Source organism: Pseudobutyrivibrio sp. YE44 (genome assembly GCF_900104335.1).
Taxonomy (GTDB): Bacteria; Bacillota; Clostridia; order Lachnospirales; family Lachnospiraceae; genus Pseudobutyrivibrio.
Map to the genome: position 1 here is coordinate 1 of NZ_FMXT01000018.1, position 24,240 is coordinate 24,240.

At 34.2% G+C, this 24,240-nt stretch carries 24 protein-coding genes and 1 rRNA gene; 13 read left to right on the top strand and 12 right to left on the bottom strand.

What is annotated here, in order from left to right:
* Positions 1-79: ribosomal RNA gene (locus BLR54_RS14135) — 16S ribosomal RNA — on the bottom strand; the annotation flags it as partial.
* A gap of 522 nt (positions 80-601) precedes the next feature.
* On the opposite strand from BLR54_RS14135, the gene BLR54_RS14140 reads away from it, so the two are divergent.
* Positions 602-826, top strand: coding sequence for a DUF6465 family protein (locus BLR54_RS14140; RefSeq protein WP_090422198.1), 225 nt, complete (start codon positions 602-604; stop codon positions 824-826).
* 76 nt (positions 827-902) lie between these two features.
* On the top strand, positions 903-1,748 hold the full coding sequence (gene nudC, locus BLR54_RS14145) for an NAD(+) diphosphatase (protein WP_090422200.1): 846 nt from the start codon (positions 903-905) through the stop codon (positions 1,746-1,748).
* A gap of 64 nt (positions 1,749-1,812) precedes the next feature.
* On the opposite strand, the gene BLR54_RS14150 is transcribed toward nudC, so the two are convergent.
* The 4 genes from BLR54_RS14150 to BLR54_RS14165 all read right to left on the bottom strand — a co-directional run bounded on the left by BLR54_RS14150 (position 1,813) and on the right by BLR54_RS14165 (position 6,704).
* Positions 1,813-3,357 (bottom strand): replication initiation protein, encoded by a 1,545-nt coding sequence (locus BLR54_RS14150; protein ID WP_176761967.1) that lies wholly within the window; start codon positions 3,355-3,357, stop codon positions 1,813-1,815.
* A 709-nt stretch (positions 3,358-4,066) separates the two neighbouring features.
* Positions 4,067-4,696, bottom strand: a complete 630-nt coding sequence (locus BLR54_RS14155; RefSeq protein ID WP_090422204.1) for a hypothetical protein — start codon at positions 4,694-4,696, stop codon at positions 4,067-4,069.
* Between the two features lie 16 nt (positions 4,697-4,712).
* Positions 4,713-5,489, bottom strand: coding sequence for a ParA family protein (locus BLR54_RS14160; protein ID WP_090422206.1), 777 nt, complete (start codon positions 5,487-5,489; stop codon positions 4,713-4,715).
* A gap of 606 nt (positions 5,490-6,095) precedes the next feature.
* On the bottom strand, positions 6,096-6,704 hold the full coding sequence (locus BLR54_RS14165; RefSeq protein WP_143008464.1) for an Hpt domain-containing protein: 609 nt from the start codon (positions 6,702-6,704) through the stop codon (positions 6,096-6,098).
* A gap of 238 nt (positions 6,705-6,942) precedes the next feature.
* On the opposite strand from BLR54_RS14165, the gene BLR54_RS14170 reads away from it, so the two are divergent.
* The 4 genes from BLR54_RS14170 (at position 6,943) to BLR54_RS14185 (ending at position 10,367) form a co-directional block, all read left to right on the top strand.
* A complete protein-coding gene (locus BLR54_RS14170; protein WP_090422210.1) occupies positions 6,943-7,593 on the top strand; it encodes a hypothetical protein in 651 nt (216 codons plus the stop codon).
* 378 nt (positions 7,594-7,971) lie between these two features.
* The gene (locus BLR54_RS14175) at positions 7,972-8,511 is read left to right on the top strand and encodes a macro domain-containing protein (protein WP_090422212.1); all 540 of its coding nucleotides are present in this window, start codon (positions 7,972-7,974) and stop codon (positions 8,509-8,511) included.
* Positions 8,512-8,557: 46 nt separating this feature from the next.
* Complete coding sequence (locus BLR54_RS14180; RefSeq protein ID WP_090422262.1) at positions 8,558-9,967, top strand: aldehyde dehydrogenase family protein; 1,410 nt, start codon at positions 8,558-8,560, stop codon at positions 9,965-9,967.
* 97 nt (positions 9,968-10,064) lie between these two features.
* Complete coding sequence (locus BLR54_RS14185) at positions 10,065-10,367, top strand: Dabb family protein (RefSeq protein WP_090422214.1); 303 nt, start codon at positions 10,065-10,067, stop codon at positions 10,365-10,367.
* 145 nt (positions 10,368-10,512) lie between these two features.
* On the opposite strand, the gene BLR54_RS14190 is transcribed toward BLR54_RS14185, so the two are convergent.
* The 3 genes from BLR54_RS14190 to BLR54_RS14200 form a co-directional block, all read right to left on the bottom strand.
* Positions 10,513-11,205, bottom strand: coding sequence for an LrgB family protein (locus BLR54_RS14190; RefSeq protein WP_090422216.1), 693 nt, complete (start codon positions 11,203-11,205; stop codon positions 10,513-10,515).
* Positions 11,205-11,561 carry a CidA/LrgA family protein gene (locus tag BLR54_RS14195; protein WP_090422218.1) on the bottom strand — a complete coding sequence of 119 codons (357 nt, stop codon included), beginning with the start codon at positions 11,559-11,561 and terminating at the stop codon, positions 11,205-11,207. Before BLR54_RS14195 ends, BLR54_RS14190 begins: the two co-directional genes overlap by 1 nt.
* A 201-nt stretch (positions 11,562-11,762) precedes the next feature.
* Positions 11,763-13,685: a hypothetical protein gene (locus tag BLR54_RS14200; protein WP_090422220.1), complete on the bottom strand. Its 1,923-nt coding sequence runs from the start codon at positions 13,683-13,685 to the stop codon at positions 11,763-11,765.
* 263 nt (positions 13,686-13,948) lie between these two features.
* Here BLR54_RS14200 and BLR54_RS14205 point away from each other — a divergent pair, with 263 nt between their 5' ends.
* Positions 13,949-14,461: a pyridoxamine 5'-phosphate oxidase family protein gene (locus BLR54_RS14205; protein ID WP_090422222.1), complete on the top strand. Its 513-nt coding sequence runs from the start codon at positions 13,949-13,951 to the stop codon at positions 14,459-14,461.
* A 20-nt stretch (positions 14,462-14,481) separates the two neighbouring features.
* On the opposite strand, the gene BLR54_RS14210 is transcribed toward BLR54_RS14205, so the two are convergent.
* Both BLR54_RS14210 and BLR54_RS15280 read right to left on the bottom strand, forming a co-directional pair.
* On the bottom strand, positions 14,482-14,739 hold the full coding sequence (locus tag BLR54_RS14210; RefSeq protein WP_090422224.1) for a hypothetical protein: 258 nt from the start codon (positions 14,737-14,739) through the stop codon (positions 14,482-14,484).
* 112 nt (positions 14,740-14,851) lie between these two features.
* On the bottom strand, positions 14,852-15,229 hold the full coding sequence (locus tag BLR54_RS15280; protein WP_334292240.1) for a DUF1016 N-terminal domain-containing protein: 378 nt from the start codon (positions 15,227-15,229) through the stop codon (positions 14,852-14,854).
* 137 nt (positions 15,230-15,366) lie between these two features.
* Between BLR54_RS15280 and BLR54_RS14220 the strand changes: the two genes are divergently transcribed.
* Together BLR54_RS14220 and BLR54_RS14225 are read left to right on the top strand one after the other, a co-directional pair.
* Entirely contained in the window at positions 15,367-16,143 is a 777-nt protein-coding gene (locus BLR54_RS14220; protein WP_090422226.1) for a type IV toxin-antitoxin system AbiEi family antitoxin domain-containing protein, read from the top strand.
* A 111-nt stretch (positions 16,144-16,254) separates the two neighbouring features.
* Positions 16,255-16,965, top strand: a complete 711-nt coding sequence (locus BLR54_RS14225; protein ID WP_242871263.1) for a recombinase family protein — start codon at positions 16,255-16,257, stop codon at positions 16,963-16,965.
* Positions 16,966-16,995: 30 nt separating this feature from the next.
* Here the strand turns inward: BLR54_RS14225 and BLR54_RS14230 are convergent, their stop codons facing one another.
* Positions 16,996-17,901, bottom strand: a complete 906-nt coding sequence (locus tag BLR54_RS14230) for a nucleotidyl transferase AbiEii/AbiGii toxin family protein (RefSeq protein ID WP_090422229.1) — start codon at positions 17,899-17,901, stop codon at positions 16,996-16,998.
* Entirely contained in the window at positions 17,888-18,511 is a 624-nt protein-coding gene (locus BLR54_RS14235) for a DUF6088 family protein (RefSeq protein WP_090422231.1), read from the bottom strand. The genes BLR54_RS14230 and BLR54_RS14235 overlap by 14 nt, the downstream gene beginning before the upstream one ends.
* 329 nt (positions 18,512-18,840) lie before the next feature.
* Here BLR54_RS14235 and BLR54_RS14240 point away from each other — a divergent pair, with 329 nt between their 5' ends.
* The 4 genes from BLR54_RS14240 (at position 18,841) to BLR54_RS15290 (ending at position 24,030) form a co-directional block, all read left to right on the top strand.
* A complete protein-coding gene (locus BLR54_RS14240) occupies positions 18,841-20,892 on the top strand; it encodes an AAA family ATPase (RefSeq protein ID WP_090422233.1) in 2,052 nt (683 codons plus the stop codon).
* Between the two features lie 113 nt (positions 20,893-21,005).
* The gene (locus tag BLR54_RS15130; protein ID WP_090422235.1) at positions 21,006-22,454 is read left to right on the top strand and encodes a PDDEXK-like family protein; all 1,449 of its coding nucleotides are present in this window, start codon (positions 21,006-21,008) and stop codon (positions 22,452-22,454) included.
* On the top strand, positions 22,357-23,499 hold the full coding sequence (locus BLR54_RS14250) for a YkvI family membrane protein (RefSeq protein WP_242871264.1): 1,143 nt from the start codon (positions 22,357-22,359) through the stop codon (positions 23,497-23,499). Before BLR54_RS15130 ends, BLR54_RS14250 begins: the two co-directional genes overlap by 98 nt.
* A 321-nt stretch (positions 23,500-23,820) precedes the next feature.
* On the top strand, positions 23,821-24,030 hold the full coding sequence (locus BLR54_RS15290) for a YARHG domain-containing protein (RefSeq protein WP_442960233.1): 210 nt from the start codon (positions 23,821-23,823) through the stop codon (positions 24,028-24,030).
* Positions 24,031-24,240 lie beyond the last annotated feature (210 nt).

Consider the following 24,240-nt stretch of genomic DNA (forward strand, 5'->3'; position numbering starts at 1 on the left):
GAAAATTGCTTCGTTCGACTTGCATGTGTTAAGCACGCCGCCAGCGTTCATCCTGAGCCAGGATCAAACTCTCATGTTAAAAGTTTAATTCCGAATCAGTATAAAACTGACTTGTTTACTAATAAAGGTTTGTATTGTTTCGTCTAGAAACTAAATGAATTTCAAGGATACATGTTTTAAAACTTGTATTAATTCAAGGTTTGTTTCACTGTTCAGTTATCAATCTTCGTTTTGCTTTGTGACTTGCTGTCCCTCAGCGCTCGATTATAATATCATCTCATTCAGCTCTTGTAAACACTTTTTTTCAAATTTCTTGAAGTAAATCTATTCACCTTATAATTCCATTTTGTTCGAATTGAGCTAATTTTATACTCAATTGCTATATAGCATTTCTATTATGTAAAAACTCGTCATTTTACACCCTTTAGTATTTGAAAGCTTTCTTAATCTATACGGAAGAATCTGTTCTTTAGTACACAATTCATACTCATATACAATCATAATAACCATTTTTTGCATTTTGTTTAATAAATAGGTATAATACCATTTGTATCAGAAATTATATTTCAACTTTCATTTATATGGAGGGGAGGACTGAATTATGACAAATAGCAAATCAAACACAAGTAAACCTAAATTTTCTGCAACTATTCAGTATCAGAACCTTGAGTTCTCTGAAGCAGAATGCTTATCAAAAGCTCAAGCTCAGTGCAAGAAGGATTATAAGAATATTGAAATTACAGATATCAATATCTACATTAAACCTGATGAGCACAGAGTTTATTATGTAGCCAACGGAGACAAAACCGGTTCAGTGGCGCTTTAATTAAGAAATAGACTAAATAAGCTTTAAGAGATGCATTTATTTTAATAATGCATCTCTTTTTCAATAAGGAGAATTTATGATTCAAGATATCTTCCCTAAACAACTAAACAATTCTTTTCAACCTTCGTTACAACCATATGCTGATAGCATCGTTCTTGTTTACAAAAACGATAGCTTTTTGGTTAAGCTGGAATCATCTGAATCACAAATAAAGTTTCCAAAAGTAAAGGATTTTAGAAATAATTTAAATCTTACTTATTTATTCTCTATTGATAATGAAGACTTTTTCCTTTCAACAGATGCATTAGAACCTAATAATATTATTTTTTCAGATGGATATTCTTTTTACGATATTGTCAAACTACGCAATTCTACTCTATCTCCTAAATATTATGTGTTTGCAATCTTCACTGCCATCCAGCTTGCTCGTTGGTATGAGAATACAAAATTCTGCGGAAAATGCGGTACTCCTAATGAATATTCAAAAACAGAACGAGCAAGAGTTTGCCCAGTTTGTTCTAATACAATATATCCACGAATTAATCCTGCAGTAATAGTAGGCGTAACTAATGGAGAAAAACTTTTACTTACTAAATATAGGAAAGGATTTGCTCATAACGCTCTCGTTGCAGGATTTACTGAAATTGGAGAAACTGTCGAGGAAACCGTTATTAGAGAAGTTCAAGAAGAGACGGGGCTTAAAGTTAAGAACCTTCGTTATTATAAATCTCAACCTTGGGGTGTCGCTAGCGATATACTTCTTGGGTTCTTTTGCGATGTGGATGGTGATGACACTATAACGATGGATGAAAGCGAACTAAAATATGCACAATGGGTACCTCGTAATGAGATTGAATTACAACCACAAGACTATAGTCTGACAAATGAAATGATGAAAATATTTAAAGAGGGCTTGATATAAGCCCTCTTTAATTTCTATATCTATGCCTCATTCCTTGATTTTATATGCAAGAAATCCTGCATTTTTAATTTTTCTTATTAAACATAATATCATTTAGCTGCTCTGCAGTGTATTGTCTCTGCTGGAAATTGTTAAATGAATTTTTTTCAGCTTTACTTGAAACCTTTACGGATGTTCCTTGTTCTATAATCCTGCATATATAGCCTATGCTATCTTCGATTGGATCTAATGATTCATTGTCTAATCGTTGTTTATATGAACTGAACACCTGCATCATGTATTGACCATCTTTATTGTTTCTCTTTGCACACGCCGTAATTCTAGATATTTCGTTATCATTGAAATCTAGTTTGGAAATAGCACAAAGCATTTTGATTTCCGAATATAGCTCCTTATCTATATTTTCACTAATAGATTGAGACTCAATAAGATTATCTTCATCTATCACACGCGCTTTAACATCAATGAATCTATTCTCTTTGATTTCGAACCTGAAACCCTGTATCTTTCCTGTTTCCGGAACTCTTTTTACATTAACTGAAAACTCACTATCTGGAAGATTGTTTACTTTTTCTTGAGCTTCCTTTAGCCTTCTCCAAATTCCTCGTGCTTCAGTGTTTGCGTCAACTTTTAATTCATACCTAGCTTCCTCAACTGAGAGCTCTTTCACGCCTGGGATTGCACCTTTATACTTGGTATATCCTTTGTTACGCGCACAGAACATGTACAATGCTCTAGCATATCCCTTTAAGGAGCGAGATATCTTTCTATTCCAATGTGTTCCATGAAGGATCCCTGATGATGACATAAGAACTCGGTAGAAATCATTTGTGTATACATCGAAATGTGCTTTCTCGCCGGTACGCTTGTTGTTTCCTACCCATTCTGCACCATCATTCCAGTGAATCATTATGTTATGTCCATCTCGATCTGGATCTGGAATATCAAACTCTAAATTTGTTTTCTTTAGCTCTTCTGCACCTTTTTTAAAGGCATTGTATAATGCTTCATCAGACTTATAATTAGTGTAGGGTTTTAAATCATCTGCCGTTAATCTGAAGTATGAATCCTCAGGTTTAGATGATTGTAGGGCCGACAGTGCCTCCCATAAAGTATTCGCCTCCTCAGAAAATTGGACAATCATGTGATCCACAAGAATATCTGTCATGTAGGCAATATCAATACCACCTCTTTTTAAAGGAGTTGCATTTGACTGTAGGGCTAATAATAGGAACATTGCCTCTCGGGAAGATTCTCTATATGTACGAATGAAATTTCCATAGGTAAGCTTTTCTTTTGCAATTGATGCAATAACTAAGCCATCAGCATCAAATTCAATTCGACCATTCTCATCAACAATATTAAAATGCTTCTGATCCAAATCGATGGTTCGTCCGTCCTCAGTCAGAATTGTTTGATGCTCAATCTGATCAACTATACTTGATCCTTGTGCTATTATGCTTGTTTCAGATTCTGTATTTGATGATGCAACCAAACCAAAATTTTCCTCGACTTCATAAGGTCTTATTGGCTCACCGATAAATCTCTCAGAATCAGTATCATATTTTTGGTACCAATTGTTTGCGTTTACCCTTGTAATGATTCCCATTATTCTGTCTCCCTTAATACTGTACATAATTTTATATTAAGAAAGAACTATTTACAAGAAAAACGTGTCTGCTTTTTTGTGCTGACACTCTTTTTTAAACTCAGCACTCATATCTTCGACTCAATCATATTCTAATTTTCATTTATGATTTTCATGTATATGACAGACGTTTTCTAGTAATTTCATTTAACTCATATTTCTGACACAGTGGAGAATGTGAGTTAGTATTAATATATTGACTCATTTACTCATATTTGCGACTCATATTCTGATAGTAAGCCTGTTTATTGCATTGATGCACTCATATTATTAACACACCTTTCGCATCTGAGTCGTTTTTTCTTCTTTAACTCAATCACTCATATTCCCAACTCAATTATATGAACTACATATTAAATCCCCTATTTACTATATTTCAACCACTCATATTTGTAACACAGTATTGTCATTTGTGTTATTTATACTATGTCAACTCATTTACTCATATTTGCGACTCACAACTAATATTGTCGACTCGATTACTAATATGAAAGGCGCATTTACTCATATTTACAACTCAAAATACTCATATTCCTAACTCGTCATATTCCTTGAAATCCCTATAAAATAAGGCTTTGCTTGATACCTCTTTTACTTTATATACTCTTTTTTACTTTTATTATTCTTTCCAGAAAGAAAAAGAGAACCCATTGTAGAGTTCTCTCATAATTTAATACCATTCATCATCATTTAATATTGCCTGATGTATTATATATGCACAATATCTTTGTACTGATAATCTATGTCTAATTGAATTCTTTTTTATTTGCTGTTTGATATCTGTTTTTACTTTAATACTTGTGTTTACAGATAATGATAAACCTTTAAATTCTGCATGTTTTTCATCTGATAAATCTATTTTTTTGGCTTTAATATCTTCTGTATCTGCCTGGATTAATGATACAAAGAAATCAGATGTAGACATGTCTAGTTCTGTGGATCTGAATTTTAAGTAATCTCGCTCTTCCTGAGTTACCATAAAAATATTCATGTATACTTCATCATTTGCGGCAGCTACAATACTTTTGGGATTTTTTAATGCAACTGGAGTTTCAACTTTAGCCTGAGGCTTTGATATTTCTTTCTTAGCTTCTTTTGGAGTTGTTTCTATTGGTTTACCAGAAGCTTTTGTTTCAACTGGTTTTGTTTTAGCCGCAGACGGTTTATTAGTTATTTTAGGAGTTGGCGCCATTTTATTTTCTACATCATTCTCTTTGCTTGGCTTTTCTTCTGACGGAAGTCCAGCAAATAAGCCTGTAAAATCTGTCGAAAATGCATTTCCACTATGTCCTTTTGCCATAACTTATTCCCTTTCTCTACTGTTTTTCGTAGTTGATAAATTCTTCAACTAGTTTCTTGTAATCTAATGCACTATTACAATATGGCGAATATCGCACAACAAAATCGCATTTATCGATGGCTTCTTGACCTTTAGCACATCCTCTGATTTTTGTATCATAAAGCCTTGTGCCAAGCTGTGCAGCGATTCTTTCAGCGTTATTTAATGCATTTTTACCGTTATTTGTGGAACCTTGGTAGTGTATCATTACCATTCCGTTAATAGTTAGATTTGGGTTAATTTCTTCTTTTACACGTAGTATTACTTGGTATATGTCTGCAAGACCCTTTACAGCCAGCATATCGCCTTTTAAAGTTACTAATATCTCGTCAACAGATGCTATAACTGATCTATTTATAAAACCTGTCAAATCTGGTGGACAATCAACTAATATATAATCATAGCCTTCAATTTGGTTTAAAACTTTTGTTTTAAAGTCGTTCAATTTGATAGTTGAATCATAAATCTTCGAAGTGATTTCGGATATTAATGAGTCTCCGGCTATAATATCGCCTTTTTCAGTGTGTTGAATACATTCCATCGGACTCATTGGACGTCTTACTTCAATCCAACAATCGTATAATGTTGCTTCGTTCTCAACTTTTGCTCCGTAGAGAAGAGAACTGTTGCACTGAGGATCGCAATCGATTACTAAAGTTTTATATCCTTTTTCATTTAACAGATAAGCTAAGTTACATGTAGTAGTAGTTTTCCATTGGCCACCTTTACCAATGCATATTGCTAATGATTTCATTATGCCTCCCAGTCTTGCTCTAATTTCTTTATTACAATCAATTCTATCATAATTTTAACAATAATAAAACCTCTAATTCAATTAATAATTCTAATTATTATTAAATCATTTAATACAATGATTTCTACTATATCCTTTATAATTTTTATTATTTTAATGTCCTTTAAATCCACTTTACGTTTTATTTATTTAATTTACATTCCTTCTATTCTTTCTACTATTTTTAATATACTCTTAATTATTATTATTTTATTTATTATCTAAATACACAATATACCTACTAAACCTATAATGCTTACAACGAATATAATAACCTTTATTACTACTACAGGCGTTATCGATATTACGCGCTTAAGAGATATAATAGGTATAAAATATATTATATGCAATATATTAATAATAACGATTACAAGTTGGAACGATATAAGATGCATAAATAATATAATCGATATAAAAACGATTACACCTATTTATGGGTTTTATGCTGTAAAGAATCTAAAAACTATCAAGAAATTAATTAGTGTAAAAAGTGTAAAGTCTACAAATAGTGTAAATATTGAAGAACCCAGCAAAATCAAGAAAAGCGTAATAAAAACACGAAAGAAATTATAGTTCGTTAATTAAAATAGAAACTTTTTGCCAATCAAATTTGCGTAAATAGTAAGAAATATTATTGACGATTTCTTGTTGATGAGCAGAAAGTTTGTATTCATTTAAGGTTTCAATAATAAGCTCAAGACCATCATAATCCATTGCAGAAGAGATTTCTAGTAGAGCAATACGGGCTTCAACAAGCTCATCAGGGGATATAGAATCCTTTTTTGAATTGTTTTTATCATACATATATTTTGATAACTTTTGCTCGTAGCTTCGAAGATGTGATAAAAAATCATCAATATTGTCTTCTATAAAACATAAGTTGTTTGATTCACCAGCTCGTTCTAATAAAGCTGCTTCATCAGAAAGGGTATTTGCACCAATTATCTTAGCGCTTGTTTTCAATGCATGGACTTTGGTTGTGAACAAGTTGAAGTCTCTATTTTTAAAAGAATTTTCTAATTCAGATGCTTTATATGGAATATCAATATAAAAAGATGACAAAAACTTATCGAAGGCCTTCCAGCTGCCACAAAAAGTTAATCCTGAAGAAATGGATATTCCTTTAATTTCGTTTAAACCTGAGTATTCAGTTGGAATAACAATTTTATCTGGCAATGACACTGTTGGACTCCTTGATTTTTTAATAGTACAAACTATTCAAATTAAAGCAGGAGAAGTAGAAAAAGTCAAAGCATTATGTATATTTCGTGAACTTTACCACACATATATTATAATGTTGTAGTATGAAAAGCTCAAAGAATAAGTTTTTACTGACAAAATGATAATAATTTGTGATGCTGTGTTATACTAAAAAAAGAGGATAATTATAAATAAAATGGGATGGAGGATGAATATGATAGGTGCATCGGCCAAAAGAATGAAATTAGCTAATTATATGAGTTCTCTACCAGAGATTTATGAGGTTATAGAGGACAATTTAGGGGAAGAAGAACCGTCCATAAAGCTACAGACAAAAACAAGGTCTATTTTTCTTTATTGCGATAGTAAGGGAAATGTTGTAGAAAGCTTCGAGATGCTAGAGGGTGGTGGAACTAAAGAGGATTTCATTGCGAAAAAAGAAGCCTATGATGCTATTAGAAAGTATTATGAGGATTATTATACTGGAGCTAGAATAACGAAAAGCTCATTTGATGAAGGATTAATTAAGCTTCAGGTTGATGATAGGATAGTAACACTTACATATGATTATGAAAACAAAGGTGTTGATGAAACAGATAGGCTTAGACCAAGGAAAAAGACTGAAAAGAAAAAGGAAACAATTGATCAAAATCAATTGTCCATTTTCGACATAAAGAAAGAGGATACTCATGCCGGCACTACATATGATAAATGGTTAGAGGGAACAATTGTAAAGAATAGATACAATCAAAAGAAGTATACTGTTAAGAAAGATTTTGGAAATACCATCGAAGTGAAAGATGGTGAATATGGATATATAACCATGGCTAGAGCAGATTTGGAAAGAGATATTTTTTCAGAATAATGTTCAGATAACCTTCACATAACAGTCATTTGAAAAACATTAAAGGGGAATAATATATCACCATCGCAGGAAGCGATAAACAAAACTTTTTCATATATCATTCTCCCTTTGGCCGCTGGAAGCGGCCATTTTTTTGTCATTTATTGAAAAATAATTAGAAAAGGCATAATCAGAATAATATAATAAAACATAAGGAATAGTATACACATAAATAGCATTTGTATGTATAAATGCAAGGAGTATTTCTTGCAAAAATAGATGATGCAAGAATTGGGTTACGAAAATACAGAAAAATGGCGGGTATCAAAACAATCGATAGAATATTCGGACAATGATAAAGTGTAAAAAAGAGTATTTCTAGAAAAAGAGGTAGGGAAAATGAGCACATTAAAATTGATAAATGAATCTTGTGCAGAACAGAAAGTGGATGCTATTGTGAATGCTGCTAATAAGTATTTAGCAGCAGGTGGGGGTATATGTGGAGTCATATTTAATAAGGCAGGAGTTAGAGAACTTACGGAAGCATGTAATAAATGTAATCTTCCATTAAGGGATGGGGAAGCAGTCATTACTCCGTCATTTAATATAGAAAATTGTAATTATATAATTCATGCTGTTGGACCGAATTTTGGAAGTACGCCAAAGGCTTTTGCAGAATTATATGAGGCGTATTATAATTCATTGCTTCTATTAAAGAAAAATGAACTACACAGCATATCGTTTCCATTAATAAGTGCAGGTATCTTTGGTGGCACATTAGCAGATGCGCCAGGTGAGTCAACCAAACAATGTGTAAGGGCGTATAATAAATTTGTATCTTGTTTTCCAGATTATGATATAGAGGTAATTCTTTGTGCATATGGAATGGAAGAATTCATATCTTCCAAAAAAGTATTTGAAAATAGTAAAATTCAATAAAAGCATAGAAATCAGCATTAGATTTAAAGGAGTGTTCGATGGGTCTATGACACAAGAGAAAATAAAATCAATCGTTGAAGAACAACGAAATTTTTTTAAGACAAACAAAACATTAGATATGAGTTTTCGCATCGAGGCCTTGAAAAAATTAAAATCCATGGTGATTAACAATGAGAAGGAAATGGAAGAAGCGTTAGCCCAGGATTTAGGCCGTCATTTTGTTGAAGCTTATTTTTGTGATATTGGGAGCATAATATTAGAAATAAATGAGACCATATCAGGACTGAAAAAATGGGGAAGGCCAGAAACACACTTTAGTGGTCTAGCATGTTTTCCAAGTCTTATTACAAAAGTATATAAAATGCCATATGGCACCACGTTGATAATTAGCCCTTTTAATTTTCCATTTCTATTATCTATAGGTGTCCTGATTCCAGCTATTGCTGGGGGAAATACCGCAGTAATAAAAGCTAGTTCAAAAAGTAAAAGTTGCACTAGCCTGTTGAAAAAAATGATCAGTGAAACGTTTCCAGCAGAGTATATTACTGTCGTTGATGGTGGGCATGATGTGGCAGACTATTGCTTAGAAGAGCGATTTGACAAAATCTTTTATACTGGGTCTCCTAAAGTGGCAGTACATGTAATGGAAATGGCGGCAAAGAATTTGACACCAGTAGCCTTGGAATTGGGTGGTGAAAATGGAAATTGGTGTATTGTAAGAAAAGATGCTGACATAAAAGATGCAGCAAGAAAGATAGCTTTTTTCAAAGCCTTAAACAGCGGACAGATTTGCATTAATATAAATCAGGTTGCGGTAGCAAGTGAAATAGCGGAGGATTTTATAGAGGAGTTAAAAAAAGCCTTCGATAGGAGTCTAAGTGACAATTCTATAAATAATCCAGAATATCCGAAACTGATTACGGCAGAGGCATATGACAAATGTGTTGCTGAAGCTGAGGAATATAGAGATCGAATACGATATGGAGGAAAAGGGGATCGGGATTCTAGAAAATTTGAGCCTACTATTATCTTTCCGGTAGATATAAAGGAACGGATAGCAAATCATGAACTATTTAATCCACTACTTCCAATCATTCCTTTTAAGGATAACGAAATCGACAAAGTGATTGAGGAAATATCTAACAGAGAACATGGTTTGGCACTATATGTTTTCACCAATAACAAAAGATGGGCTAAACATATTTTTCAAACTATGCAATATGGAGGTGGATGTTTAAATGAAGTATGCATCCACTTGATGGTGAAAGGTGTACCTTTTAATGGAGTGGGACATTCGGGCATGGGTGCCTATCATGGACATTGGGGATTTAGTGAGTTTACTCATCCTTCAACTGTGCTATATGGCAAAACAAAGTTCAATCTGTCATTAAGAGAGCACCCATATGAAGAGCAATCTGGAATAAAAATGAAAATGTTAAAGCTATTTGAGCGATAAAAATTTTGATTGAAATAAGACGATGTGCTATCATTTGAAGAATAATCCGACAAGTGCTAAAATTAAACCCAATAAAGAAATCGGAGAATTGTATTAAATGGTAAAACACATCATAATATGGACGCTGCAGGATAAGTGCTTTGGTCCAAATCTTGTAACTATTAAAGAAAATATGAAGAGCAGATTAGAAGCTTTAAATGGCCAAATACCTGGTCTTCAGAGCATTGAGGTTCACACAGATTGCTTTAGTTCATCTAACGGCGATGTGGTAATGGAAGCTGTGTTTGATGACGAAGATGCTGTTAAATCTTACAAGCAAAATGAATTAAGATTGGAAGCTACGAAAGATGTAGTGGTACCATTTGTAGATACAACAACTCATGTGGAGTTTGAATTGTAATTTGGATTAGATAATAGAAGACTTTCTATAGTTCTTATAAAACTAGAAAAGCGTTGAAGGATGTAAGCCCAGCTGTGATAGCAGCTGGGCTTATTCTATATAAAAAGTAATTTAAAAGACAAGACAGGAGTGAAGGCGATGCGCCTTACATGAAATTGGCAAATACTGAAGCTAATGCGACTGTAAATATACCCGCAACTGCAATAGAAAGGCTACTCATAGCACCTTCGATTTCTCCAATTTCCATTGCCTTTGCTGTTCCGATGGCATGTGTAGCTGTTCCAAAAGCCAGTCCCTTTGCGATAGGCTCGTGTATTCTGAATACCTTGCAAATCCATTCACCAATAATATTTCCAATAACACCTGTGATTACGATTACAGCGACAGTTATTGTCACATATCCTCCTAATTCCTCAGAAACGCCCATACCAATTGCGGTGGTGATTGACTTTGGAAGCAATGTAACATACTGCTGATGAGTCAAGCCCATAAGCTTTGACAACAAAAGAACTGTTCCAAGGCTGGTGATGACTCCACAAATAATACCAATAATAACTGCTTTAGCATTTGCTTTCAAAAGTTCATATTCCTCATATAAAGGAATTGCCAGGCTAACAGTGGCTGGTGTCAAAAGCCAAGTTAAAAGGCTAGAGCCTGATTTATATGTTTCATAATCTATGCCAGCTACTACTAAAAATAAAATTGTGCATACTATTGAAATAAGCAATGGATTGAATAATCCAAGCTTAAATCTTCTTTTAAGCCAATTTCCTAATCCGTATGATACTAAGCTTACGGCTACTGCACTATAGGCTGATTCACTAAAAAACTGCTCCATTACTTTGCCTCCTTGTTGCGTCTTATAATCCATTGAGAGATTAGCCCGGTCGAAATCATAACAGTAAATACAGTTACAACAGTAATAACGCTAACCTGCATAAGAATAGGCTTTAAGTCGCCCCAAGAAACCATCAAGCCAACTCCAGCTGGTATAAACATAACAGGCATTATTTCTATTAAAAACTTTCCAGCATCCTTTACCTGCTCAAGCTTAATAACACCTGTAAGCAGACACACAAATAAAATCACCATTCCATATATACTTGCAGGGATAGGCAATGATATTGTTGCTTTCAATATTTCTCCAATAAGGGAGATTAGTAGGATAATAAAAAATTGCTTTAAATACTTCATATTCCTCACCTTGATTATTCATATACTGATGGCTATTCTAGCATAATTATCAAATGATGAAGCACAAAATATTTCATAAAGATAAAGCACACAAAGTTCTGTATTCCTTAAATATTTACAAATATCCCCGAGAGATTATACTTGAACAAAAAAATTCCCCTGCACTCTAGCAGGGGAATTGATCAAATATGATTTATGAGGTTATTTTTGGAAGAAGAACATATGAGGATTGATGAATCCTGTTCCATGTGTACCTACTAGCTTAATAGTTTCATTTTCAGCACCTGTTTTGGTAATTCTTACTGCCTGCATTGTATAATCATAAGGTGGAGCACAGTATCCGCTACTATAATAGGTTTTATAAGTGAAATCCTGAGGACCGTATGGCATGTAGACCATGTCGCTATTTCTAAACTGTTGTTTCATGGTGACAGCTCCGCGATGTAAATGATGTGTAGTGAAGTTCTCATCAATTTTTCCGCTTATGCCATTACTAAATCGTTTCCTCAAAGATTCGTTTGGTACAATGTCCAATTTGAATCCAACATTATCCAGAAGGAGACTGTATATTGTTATGTTCCTAGTATTTGCATAAGTATATAATCTCTTCATCTGTTCTTCTTTTAATGGGAAGTTTTTCTGCTGGGCTACGGCGTCCTTTAATCCCATTTTTCCATTGCTACTATATTTTTCATAATCCATTATTACGTATATGTCTTGTTTTAGAGCTACGTGTCTGCTTGTGTCAGACGTTTGATCCACAAATATGTATCTGCTTCTGTTAAAGAACTTTTCATACTGACCAAATACCCCTGGGTTGTTGGCATTTATTACGCCATCGAAAACTCCACCAGTATCTTCCAGCATTGTTTTGCGAGTTTCTTTTACAGAGCCAACTGCTGTTGTTGCTTCGCAACAATCCAAAACCGTATTTATTAAACCGTAGGCTTGTAGATATGTAGTAAGCTGTCTTATAAGATAAGGAGTAACTCGGTCTATTACTTCACCAGAAAACATTGCATGATTACACTGAACATTATAGGTTGCATCAAAGATTGAGATTTTGTCTACTGTATAATTGGTTTCCTCAAAGAATGCATTTGTTGTTCCGGATAACGCCAGTGTAACGGCTGAGTATTCAGTAGAATTATATAGTGCAGCAACTTGTTTATTGAATTCCTCCTCTGTGATTCTCCCTTCTTGATAATCATCTAGCTTGTCGCCAATTTTAACTTTTAAAGGACGGATTGAATCTTTCAAATTTTGGAATCTTTCGCCTATAGCAGTCATAGCCGCTACATCTTCTACATGATATCTTTGATCAGATTCTATGCGCTTAAGCTCATCATCAATTTCTTTTAATTTATCAACAATTATTTTATTAGAATCCTTAGAACCACCTAATCCAAAAATTTCTCCAACTATTGCCTTTAATGGACCTGCAAGGAGGGCAAGTTCAGGACACTGTTTGCAAAGAATATCAATCATAGAATTCATGGAGCTTTGTGCTAGTTTTTTACTGGTATTAACCATGTCATCGGTCGAATCACCATAGCACATTTCACCATAATATGGATCCACGTAACTCATATCCACCATAAATAGATGGCCTTGAGCATCCCTCCAACAAAGACTGCCATAATCCCAAGTATACTCGTTTCCGTTTTCATCCTTCCAAGGAGTTTCAAGGTCTGTATCCTGACTTTCAATGATGAACTCTCTATATACTCCGTTTACCTCTCCAAAAATTCTTTCATGTCTTGGTGGAAGTTCATCTTCTTCGTCATCCTCTTCCTTTAAGACTTCTTCCAGTTCTTCTTCTGTTTCCTCATCCTCATTCAGAAGATCATCCTCGGTCGCTTCACTTGTTTCAGGAGAGATTTCATCATCTGATATGTCTACTAATGTAGGAGTTTCTTCTGGGAGCTGATCCTCTATTGTTACTTCAGAGGATTCAATCGTTGTCTCTTCGACGGAGTTTTCTTCAGCGGCCTGTTCAATATATGTATATTCTTCATCAGGAAGCTCAGCTGCCTGTGAAAGAAGTGGTGTGAATGAAGTCATAATCATTATGACTGCCATTCCAGTTGATAGTACCCTAACTTTAAAATTTCCCTTTCTCATGTTGAGCCTCCTTTCTATAACTGGTATAAAACGTTATATCTTTTGTTTGATTTAATAATAGCAGCATATCTATCACAGAAGTATCACACGAGGAAGATGACTTAAAATCTATCGTAAAAGCCGGTACATATGCATCTACAGGAATGGGAAAGGAGAGCCCAATCATTACTACATATTATTACAATTTTGTTGCGATAATATTGCAAAATGATATATAATATCAATTGGACGGATATTATAAAATCATTTAGGGGGAAATAATTATGTGGGAAATGGATTACGACAAAGCAGCTAATTACTGGATTGAGAAGGAAAAAAATGTAGATCATATGCCAGATGATATATTAAAGGCAAAAATAAGCTTATTTCTATCAGAGCATAATACTTGTGCTCTTGCGACAGCCTCAGCTGATGGCTTTGTAAGAAACACTCCTATCGAGTATAACTTCATTGATAACAAGCTCTATCTTTTTTCAGAGGGGGGATTGAAGTTCAAATGCCTCAAAGATAACAAGAATGTGAGTCTTGCTGTATTTGAACCATACTCAGGTTTCAGTAAGCTAAAGAGCCTTCAAATACAAGGTAAAGAGGAAGCGGTAGAACCATTTACAGATGAATATCTCAAGGTTATGGAGTATAGAAAAATTCCAGAGGCTGCCATGAGAAAATTGCCTGAACCTATGAATCTTATAAAGGTAACACCGACAAGCTTTGACTATCTTGATTCTGAGCTTAAAAATGAGAAGTATGCATGTAGACAACACCTCAGCGTATAGAACAGGCTTTTAGTAAGATTTTATAATAAAAATACAGCTACAAATTTATATATTAAAAAGCCCGATGGCACTAAAGCTAACGCTGCAGCAATAAGTAAAACGATAACAATCGTTTTCTTTCTTTTTGATTCACTAAGAGTTTTACCTGTGTTTGCTAGAATAGTGCTGCTAATAATAGCTGTCACACCTATTGCTATAAGAAAAAGTACAAAACCTACAACAGCCAAGAAGGCTGCAATCATCAATATGGTTACTAATAATATTCCAATAAAAGCCATTCTATCATCCTCTCAATAGTATTATTCAGTTTAACATCTAAACAAAAAGATTTAAACATACTGTCAGTTTAACTTGAAAAACAGTTAATCTGACAGTGTTATTTTTATATAATTAAACTATAGTTTTTTTGATGGTTTGCGTCACCAGTGGTGACATAAAGTTAGTGATTGCTTTTCCCTCACGCTTATATAAATTAGTGTCCAAGAAGTTTAATAGTACATCTCTGGACCAGTTATTCTCAATAGTTCTTCGCACATAAAAGAGCGCTTTTATTACATCCCCTTTACATTTATCAATTATAATTTTGTTATGGCCCCAAGGGATATTAAATATTAATCTCATAGAATCGTCCCCAACTTGGGGATGATTTGTGATTTCGTTAAAATCGTCCCCGACTTGTTGACGATTCTGGACAGATGGATACATTTCGTAGAAGTATCGCATATATTTCAAGTTTGTTGGAGAAAACGATTTTACATCTGGCAACAATTTAGTTTATATTTCTCTCAAAATAAGTCAAATATGACTTAAGTTATAGCAAGTATAAACTTGCAACATTTTTTATATGGGTTTAAAATATTGTCAGAATAAGGCGGATATAACTTATTTTGCGAGGTTTTTAAACAATGAATTTATATTTTAAATTAGTAAATATGCCTGTTTTTTCAATTGCAGATGTTAATAAATATTATGATAACATTGGCAGTGCTCGCTCTGCAGTAAGGCGATTACTTAATGCAGGAATGATTAAGAAAATTCGTAACGACATGTACACCTGTGTGAACGGTGAGAATGGCGGTGTCGTTGCCAATAAATTCCAAATCGGATGTAGTATTAATGAAGGGGCTTACATTTCTCATCATTCAGCTATGGAATACTACGGTATTATGGATCAAGTGTTTTATGATGTATATGTGACATCCACCAAATCATTCTCAGATTTTGAGTTTGAAGGCTACCGATATCATCATATTTACCCATCTATAGAATGTGGGGTTCAAGAACAAGAGTATTCTGGTGGTATTGTTGTTACTGATAAAGAACGCACTGTACTTGATAGTATCAAGGATATGGATAAGATTGCCGGAATTGAAGAGGTTCTTTCCAATGTTGAAGCAAGTGGGCGTCTTCAGGAAAAAAAACTTCTGAAATACCTTGAACAATATAATAATCAGTTCTTATATCAAAAGGTGGGATATTTATTGAGCTTACCTCCTGATAAACACGGATTGTCTGAAACATTTTTTGAATTATGCAAAACTAAGATACAGAAGAGTAAGCGATATTTGACGAAAGATGTTACGGGTGGTGAGTATGTTTCAACTTGGCAACTTATTGTACCATCAAACTTAAAAAATATGAAAAATGGAGATATTTGCTGCCAAAGCGAACGCTCTTATTAATAGAGCGGCCGCAAGAGACTTATATGATTTTAATAATATGATTGACGCAAAGCTGTTTGATGATTCTGAAATAGTAGCAAGAATAGAGCGTCATCCGATGGCTCTTTGGAAATGTCGATAATACACAAAAAAATATGTTTTTTGATTCTTGAGGAGTGCGTTATGGGAAATTATTATTCGTATATGCGTATAAGCACCGATACGGAGAAGCAAAACTTCAATAGACAGATTAAAAGTCTGAGTCGCTATGCAAAAGAGCAGGACATAGAATACCTAGTTGAATTTACAAAAGAGAAGTCTGCTAAGAATTTTACAGAGCGACCACAGTTCCAAAAACTGGATAAGATTCTACAGAAAGATGATACTGTTGTTTTCAAAGACATCTCTAGATTCACCCGTGAAGCTGAGAATGGCTACATGAAATATATGGAATGGCTGAATCGTGGAATCAATGTTGTGTTCATTGATAATCCAACTGTGTCCAGCGAGTACATTAAGCAGATGTTGGATGTAGCCCAAGCGCAGGATCTAGTCACACGTACAGCAATGGAAGGAGTAATCAAATTACTTCTTATTGTAGAGCTGGATAGAGCAGAGCAGCAGCGCTTATACATTTCCAAGGCAATCAAGGATGGTATTGTTGCAAGTAATAAACGCAGCGGCAGAAAGCAAGGTCAATTTGATAAACTGACACCTGAGCTTAAGGCGGATATTCAAGCATATCTGCATGACCGTTCGATTAAGCAAGTGGATTTGATGCGGAAGTATGGGATTTCTAGGAATACGCTGAAGAAGTATGTAGAGAGTGAACAAAAGCACTAGGCTACAGTACCTAGTGCTTCTAATTTTAAATTATTTAAAAATTTTTCTTGTAAATTTTAATACGAAGTCTTTTGTCTCATCATACGATATAGCATCTGTTATCAATTTCAAAGTTGTAAGTTCATAATCAGATTTATAAAAATCTTTATCGCAGTATTCTTTGATTAAATCGGGAATACTATATTTAGAATCAGCTGAAGGAGCTATATCATTTTTCATCTGTAATCTGTGTTCACGCACCGCTGGAATCAATGCTTTAAATGAATCATCGATTTCAACATGCTGCGCCAATTTATAGATATCATAAAGATGACGAGAATTTCTAGCAGCTTTACCTTGAAGATAATAATCACAAGTGGCAAAGATTTTGTCTATTAAAGTTCGCTTTAGCGATTGCACCTGCATAGAAAAAGGTGCTAAATCGTAATCTGCGATAAGTTCCGATTCATCATCTTTTAAGGCTTCGTAGATGTAATTACTTAGCAGTTGTTCTTCTGTAGGGAACGCATATGACATGAGCGCGGTTTCAAGTTTCACAAAAGGAGTCAAAAATGAGTCCTCAACAATTGATTTGTAGCCATAATCATAGTGGTTGTATTCTTTGTTACTCTCGATGTCATCCCAGTTAAGGATTTTCAAGCCAAGCTTATCTGCCACGGGTCCAAGAATCTCATATTTTAATTTCTTTCTTCTGGCAACACCTATGTGCTCAGTAAATGTGATATCAATATCCTCAGAAAAGCGGTCAATTACACCATAGGCTTTAGATAACGAGGTGCCGCCCTTGAAACAAATTGGATAATCGCTTTCTGAAAGTTCTTTAAGAATGATTGTTACATAATAGTCTTTTTCAATAATATCCTGCGCCTGTCCAGTTCTCTCAGCAGTGAGAGCGATAACATCTGCAAATAGTTCTTTATCTTCATGCAAGTACATTGTCTAACCTCAATTCATAATAGTATTTAAATGCTGTAAGCGGATAGTTTCTAATATATTTATCAATATCGCTCCGCTTGATATTATGTGCTTCTATAAACTTTATAAAGCACTTTCTAGCTTCTTCATAATCGTAATCCAAATAAGAATCCAATTCTGAAAGAAGATCAAGCATTTGAAGAACATAAACATTGTTTTCATCTATTGAAACAATAGGCTTTTTTACGCTAAATTTTCTGCTTCCAATAGTGACTGTCCTAGGAGCAGAATTTGTGTTATTACTTACAATTTCAACTACGTATGGAACCTGAGTAGAAATACCAAGCTGATTGGCAAAGGTGTTTCCTGCATAGAAGCCATCAATCTTTCCATTCTTCATAATGAATTTGTATTTAGCAACAGTATCAGCAGTAGGACCTACAGCAGATTTCAATCTAGTCTTTTTAGGAATGTAATAAATGCCATTGTCATACTTAGCCAACATCCCCTTTTTACAAAGAGTGGCTAGCTGCTGTGTCAACGCAGGCTTTGAAATAGTTCCATCGTAAATGTCTGAGAAGAAGATTGGTTCCCCTTCTTTATAATGTTCAGTTAAGTATGTGTATATCATATAATCACCGCCTTAACAAAATGATTTGTTATAAATAATCTGTTAAGTTTATTTTAGCATGGATTACTGAATTGTCAATTGAACCATTGCATGTGTTTAAAGTGTGGAGATATTGGATATCTAGAAATACGCTGAAGAAGTATATTGAAAACGAGAAGAAGTAAAATTGAATAATTGTTTAGAGACTCAATTTCTTATTTTATGAGGAGTTGAGTCTTTTTTATGAGAGAAAAGTGTTATGTACAAAATTATGCACATAAGCTCTGATACAATTTCATATACAAATTAGGTTAAGTAGTTGTTTTTTCTTAATCGGAGGTTATATTTTTATGCTTTGTTATACTGTAAAGTTTAAACTAACAGCTATTCCAGAAGAATTGGAAAAGGAAGAGGAGAGAAGGTCTAGTAGAAATACTGCGGATAGAGTTATAAAGAAAATAAACCAATGTATAAATGGGTTAGCAATAAATGGTGAATTCTATTGCTTTGCATTTAGAAGTAATGAAGAGTCTGTAGATATAGCAGTTTCCTTATGGCCAGATAAAATCACTCTTGCAGATGTAAATAAACAAATTCAAAAGGCACCGAACAAAACTAAAGCTTATGTAATAGGCAAAGTGGTGTCAAATCGGGAAATTACTGCAAAATATTTCGTTCATTTACAAGAGGAAGCCGATAATAGAGGATATTTTGACCATGGAATACGTCGCTCAGAATATGATTTACAGCTTGATTATTTCGATAATTCTTATTTTAAGATAAACGAATACATAGCAAAAGAAGGATACTTTTTGCAGAAGGATGCTATTGAGGAGGCAAAAAGTATCATGGCGGATAAGAGTTTGTTAGATGAGATAGAACGTATTTATTCTAGCGATAACGCTTTAAAGTTTTATGGACATCCTGTGCATTATAAAATTCAGGCAGGCGATCAGCAAACAGCCCTAGTCATCATTGATTTGATGGTTAGAATGCTTCATACGAGACATAGGTCGCAAGGTGTAAGAATAAATGTTATCAGTGATTTAAGTGATAGAGCTTTTGACGAAACGGATTTGAAGAAAGTGTTTAAGCAATCGGGCGGAGGTATCTTGGTAATTGATGCTCATGGGGATAATTGCTTTACTGGAAATTTTGCAAATAGTTATAAGAGATTAGTAAAGTTCTTAGGTGAATTAGCTACTGAATATCATAAAAATACATTATTTTTCTTTTTAGAAGATTTAGCGAATCCTGGATTTTCGAAAGAACTACTGGCAAGAGTTTCAGAGGATCTTGATATTATCGGGATTTCTGAGGGTGCAGGAAATAGAGATGAAGCACTCGCATATTTTAGGTTGCTTTCACAGAAAACTGAGTTCGCAGAATTAGTTGACGATTCAATAGATGATTATCTTTCTCATAGTAAGAAAGTCTTTAAATGTTTCGATGTACAAAAAGCCTATAACAAATGGTCTAAGGAGATATTGAAGTCTAAAGTATATAGTGCTTACAGCAATTGCAAAATGGCGAAGATAGTTGAGAAGAAGAAAGGGACTGCATATGAGGAACTTCAGGATATGGTAGGGTTATCTGAAGTGAAGAATTTGATTGATAGTATTATAGCCGCCTACAAGGTACAGAAATATCGAGAGACATATGGACTTTGCAAAACAAATATGGCTAGACATATGGTATTTACGGGGAATCCTGGCTGTGCAAAGACTACTGTTGCAAGGTTGCTAACGGATGTTTTGACAGAAGAAGGGGTCCTTAAGTCTGGTGCATACGTCGAATGTGGACGAAGTGATTTGGTTGGACAGTATGTTGGTTGGACCGCACCTGCAGTTGTAGACAAGTTTAAGGAGGCCTCTGGTGGAGTTTTATTCATTGATGAAGCTTATTCGTTAGTAGAAAAAGATGGATTATACGGCGATGAAGCTATTAATACAATTGTCCAAGAGATGGAGAACCATAGAAATAGCGTGATTGTTATATTCGCGGGTTATCCAGACAAGATGAAGAAGTTTCTTGATAAGAATGAGGGTTTGAGAAGCCGAATAGCATTTCATTTAGGCTTCCCTGATTATAAACCAGAGGAACTCTTGGACATAATGAGGCTCATGTTAAGGGAAAGAGGTCTAAAGGCTGATAAAGAAGCTGAACAGAAATGCCTAAGAATTTTTGAACAGGCTTATCAAATAGAAGAGTATGGCAATGGAAGGTTTGTGAGAAATCTGGTGGAACGAGCAATTCTGAAACAGGCTCAACGTTTGATGAAACGAAAGAATGCTACCCCAACAAGGGGGCAAATTATGAGATTAACGGCGGATGATTTTGATGAAACCATAATAGAGAACTTGGATAAGAAGCAAGGTGGAGTTATTGGATTTGCAGTTTGATGTGCAAAATAATGTACATAGAATAGTCACAGCTAGAGTTCATAATATGTACTATATGGGGAATTGATGCATGTACGAATTATTCATAATTAGGTATAGGTAGGAGAACAGCTATGGATACATTTACTAATTTGCTTAAAAAGGCTAGTAAATATATTACAGAGTATCAATCCGTTAATGAGATAAGGAAAAATGATTTTAATATCTTTAGAATCGAACGGATAGATAATAAAGAAGTCCTAATGTGCCGCTTTCTTCGAGAGTTGTTAGATCCAAAAGGAAGTCATGGGCAGGGGGATACTTTTTTAAAACTATTTATTGAAAATGTACTTAACTATTCGAGGATTGGTGATTCTGATTATAGTAATGCAAGTGTTGTTGCAGAATATCCTATCGATGGATTAAGAAGAATTGACCTATGCATAATAGCAGGAAGGAAATTTATTCCAATTGAGGTAAAGATATATGCAGATGACCAAGATAATCAATGTAGGGATTATTATGTGTATGCCAAAGATAAGGATGAAGACACTAGAATATTTTACTTAACAATTGATGGTCATGAGCCGAGTGAAAGCAGTAAGGGCGAACTGAGGCCTAATGAACAATTATGTTGTATATCCTTTGAAAGTGATATTTCTAACTGGTTAAAATCATGCATTGATTTAACAGAAAATGCTGATGTTAAAAGTATATTAAGACAGTATTTGGATGTGATTCAAGGTTGGTCTAAGCGGGAAGGTACTTGGAATAAAATGAGTGAGAAAGAACAAAAGGATTTAGTTAAAGAAATTTCAAAATCTTCAGCATTATTTAATGCTGCATCGACAATAGAACAAGCTATAAAATACGTAAAAATAGAGAAGATGAAAGAAGTTTTTCGGGCTATAGAAAAACATATGGAACGATATAGTGATATGGGACTTAAGCTTGTGACATTATATGAGGACCAAACAAAGGAATTCTACGAGAATAACCGGAGGTCTTGGCCAAGTCTTAACTACATTATTCCATTATCTAAGTGGGGGATAGATAAAAACATTTCATTCAGAATTGAAATTGAATGGAAGATATATATGGGACTTACGCCTTGGTCTGGGTGCAATAATTGGGATGTTCATAAAGAAGATATTATTCAAAGAATAATTGACGACAACGATTTAAGCTTGGCAGGAGCTCACGAAAAAGAAAATGGTAACTGGTATTGGTGGAAATACTTAAACGAAGAAACCGCTGTTAATTTTAGATACACCAATAATGATGAATATTATTCTTTGTATGATGAAGAAGATTTCGCAAAGTATATTGAGGGTATATGTTCTGATATAGATAGTTATTTCGGAAAACTAAAACATATATTGGAGGTATGTTGTGACAAAAAAATACTTAAAGATAGCATTGGCATACGTGGGAGTTATAGTTGGCGCAGGCCTTTCTTCAGGACAGGATTTGATGCAGTACTTCGTGAGTTTTGGAAAGCAGGGAATTATAGGTGTAATTCTTCTTGCAGTTTTAAATATAGTTTTTGGAAAAATCATTGTTACATTGGGGTGTTATTATGATTCGGATAGTCACCAGGATGTCTTAGAACAGGTGGCGCATCCTATTATTACAAAAATCATAGATTACACGTTGATTGTGTCTGGCTTTATCATTTTTTTCGTAATGATTGCAGGCGCAGGTGCAAATCTTCATCAGCAGTTTGATTTTCCAAACTGGTTAGGTGCGCTTGTTTGTGCATTGTTAGTTATTATTGTTTCATTTATGGACTTTGATAAAATTACATCTGTACTTGGAATATTTACTCCAATAATCATAGTTATGATTGTTGCAATCACTGCATATACTTACATTGGCCATAGCTATGATTGGAACAATATATATAGAGTAGCAGGAGAGCTTCCAGCTCCAATGCCAAAAGTAATTTTTTCAGCAATTAATTACTACTCACTTTGTGCCGTGACAGGAGTATCTATGGCATTTGTGCTTGGTGGCTCGGTAGTACGAATAGGTGTTGCGGAAAAGGGCGGTGCTATAGGTGGAGCGTTAATTGGTGTGATAGTATTATGTGCTTATGGTGCTCTTTTGGCTAATGTGGAAAGTATTTCTAACGCAGAAATACCAATGTTGGCAATAGTGGCAAGTATAAATCCTGTTTTTGCACATATCTATACTTTTACAATATTTGCGTTGATCTTTAATACAGCTTTTAGCTTAAGCTATGCCTTGGCAAAGAGACTATCAGGAAATGATAATAAAAAGCTTCATATTATTTTGATTACAGTAGTGGTTGCTGGGTATCTGTGCAGCTTCGCAGGCTTTAAAAAGCTGGTATCATTGATGTACCCAGTTTTAGGCTATATAGGTATACTTCTTTTGGGCGTACTTCTTGTAGCATGGATTCGAGAAAAACAAAATATCATGAAAGAAAAAATGCTTCGTAGAAAGATGATTGCTGTAGAGAAGAAGAAATATGATGAAGATCAGGAATATACATTAAAGGATAAAAAGCTATTTAAGAAGCTTGCAGAGGAATCAGTGCTTGATGCTTCCGATATAAAACAAGAAGTGAAGGATGTTGTAAAGGAAGAACAGGATAATAATTAAAGGAGTAGCCCCCATAAGTAATAATAATTACATGGGGGCTATATTTAAAAGAAGAATTAGAAGCTTGGATTATGAAATACTTTTCTATAATGTGCGGGTGTTTGACCAACGTACTTTCTAAACTGCCGATCCTTCGCCATTTCCAGCACTTAGCCAAATACAAGTATTTGGAAAGGATATAAAGTAAGGCTATCTTCGGATAGCCATCTGAATCCTTCTTATTTTTCTTAAACTATTTTATTTCCTCAAGTTTTCATCGAAAATTGCAGACACAAACTAAGCCATAATCATTATGGCAAAATAAATCACCAAAAATGTTTCATAAATGATTCGCCACGCATTATTTATTTAGCTAAAAATGAAATATACGCACGCCACGGATATATTTTTTCAGATTCAGATTTAAATAATTATTTTATGTCCCAGCTCTGGTATATACCAGAGATAGCGCCAGCAGATTTTGACGACTCTGTTTTTAATGAGTATGAAAAGGCTAATTTACAGTTACTATCTCAATTAGATAAGCACTAAGAGGTTTACTATTAAAAATCTTACAATTCAAACCCCTGATTTACCCTAATTTGCTATTTCAGACAATTTACTGATTTTCAAACGATTCAAACGGATTTATCGAACCACCCTGAGAAATCAAAATTTATCGGACTAAATGTATACGAAAGATATATTTACAATTATAATAATTTAGATTATAATAATTTCAAATATAACTATTACAGGAGG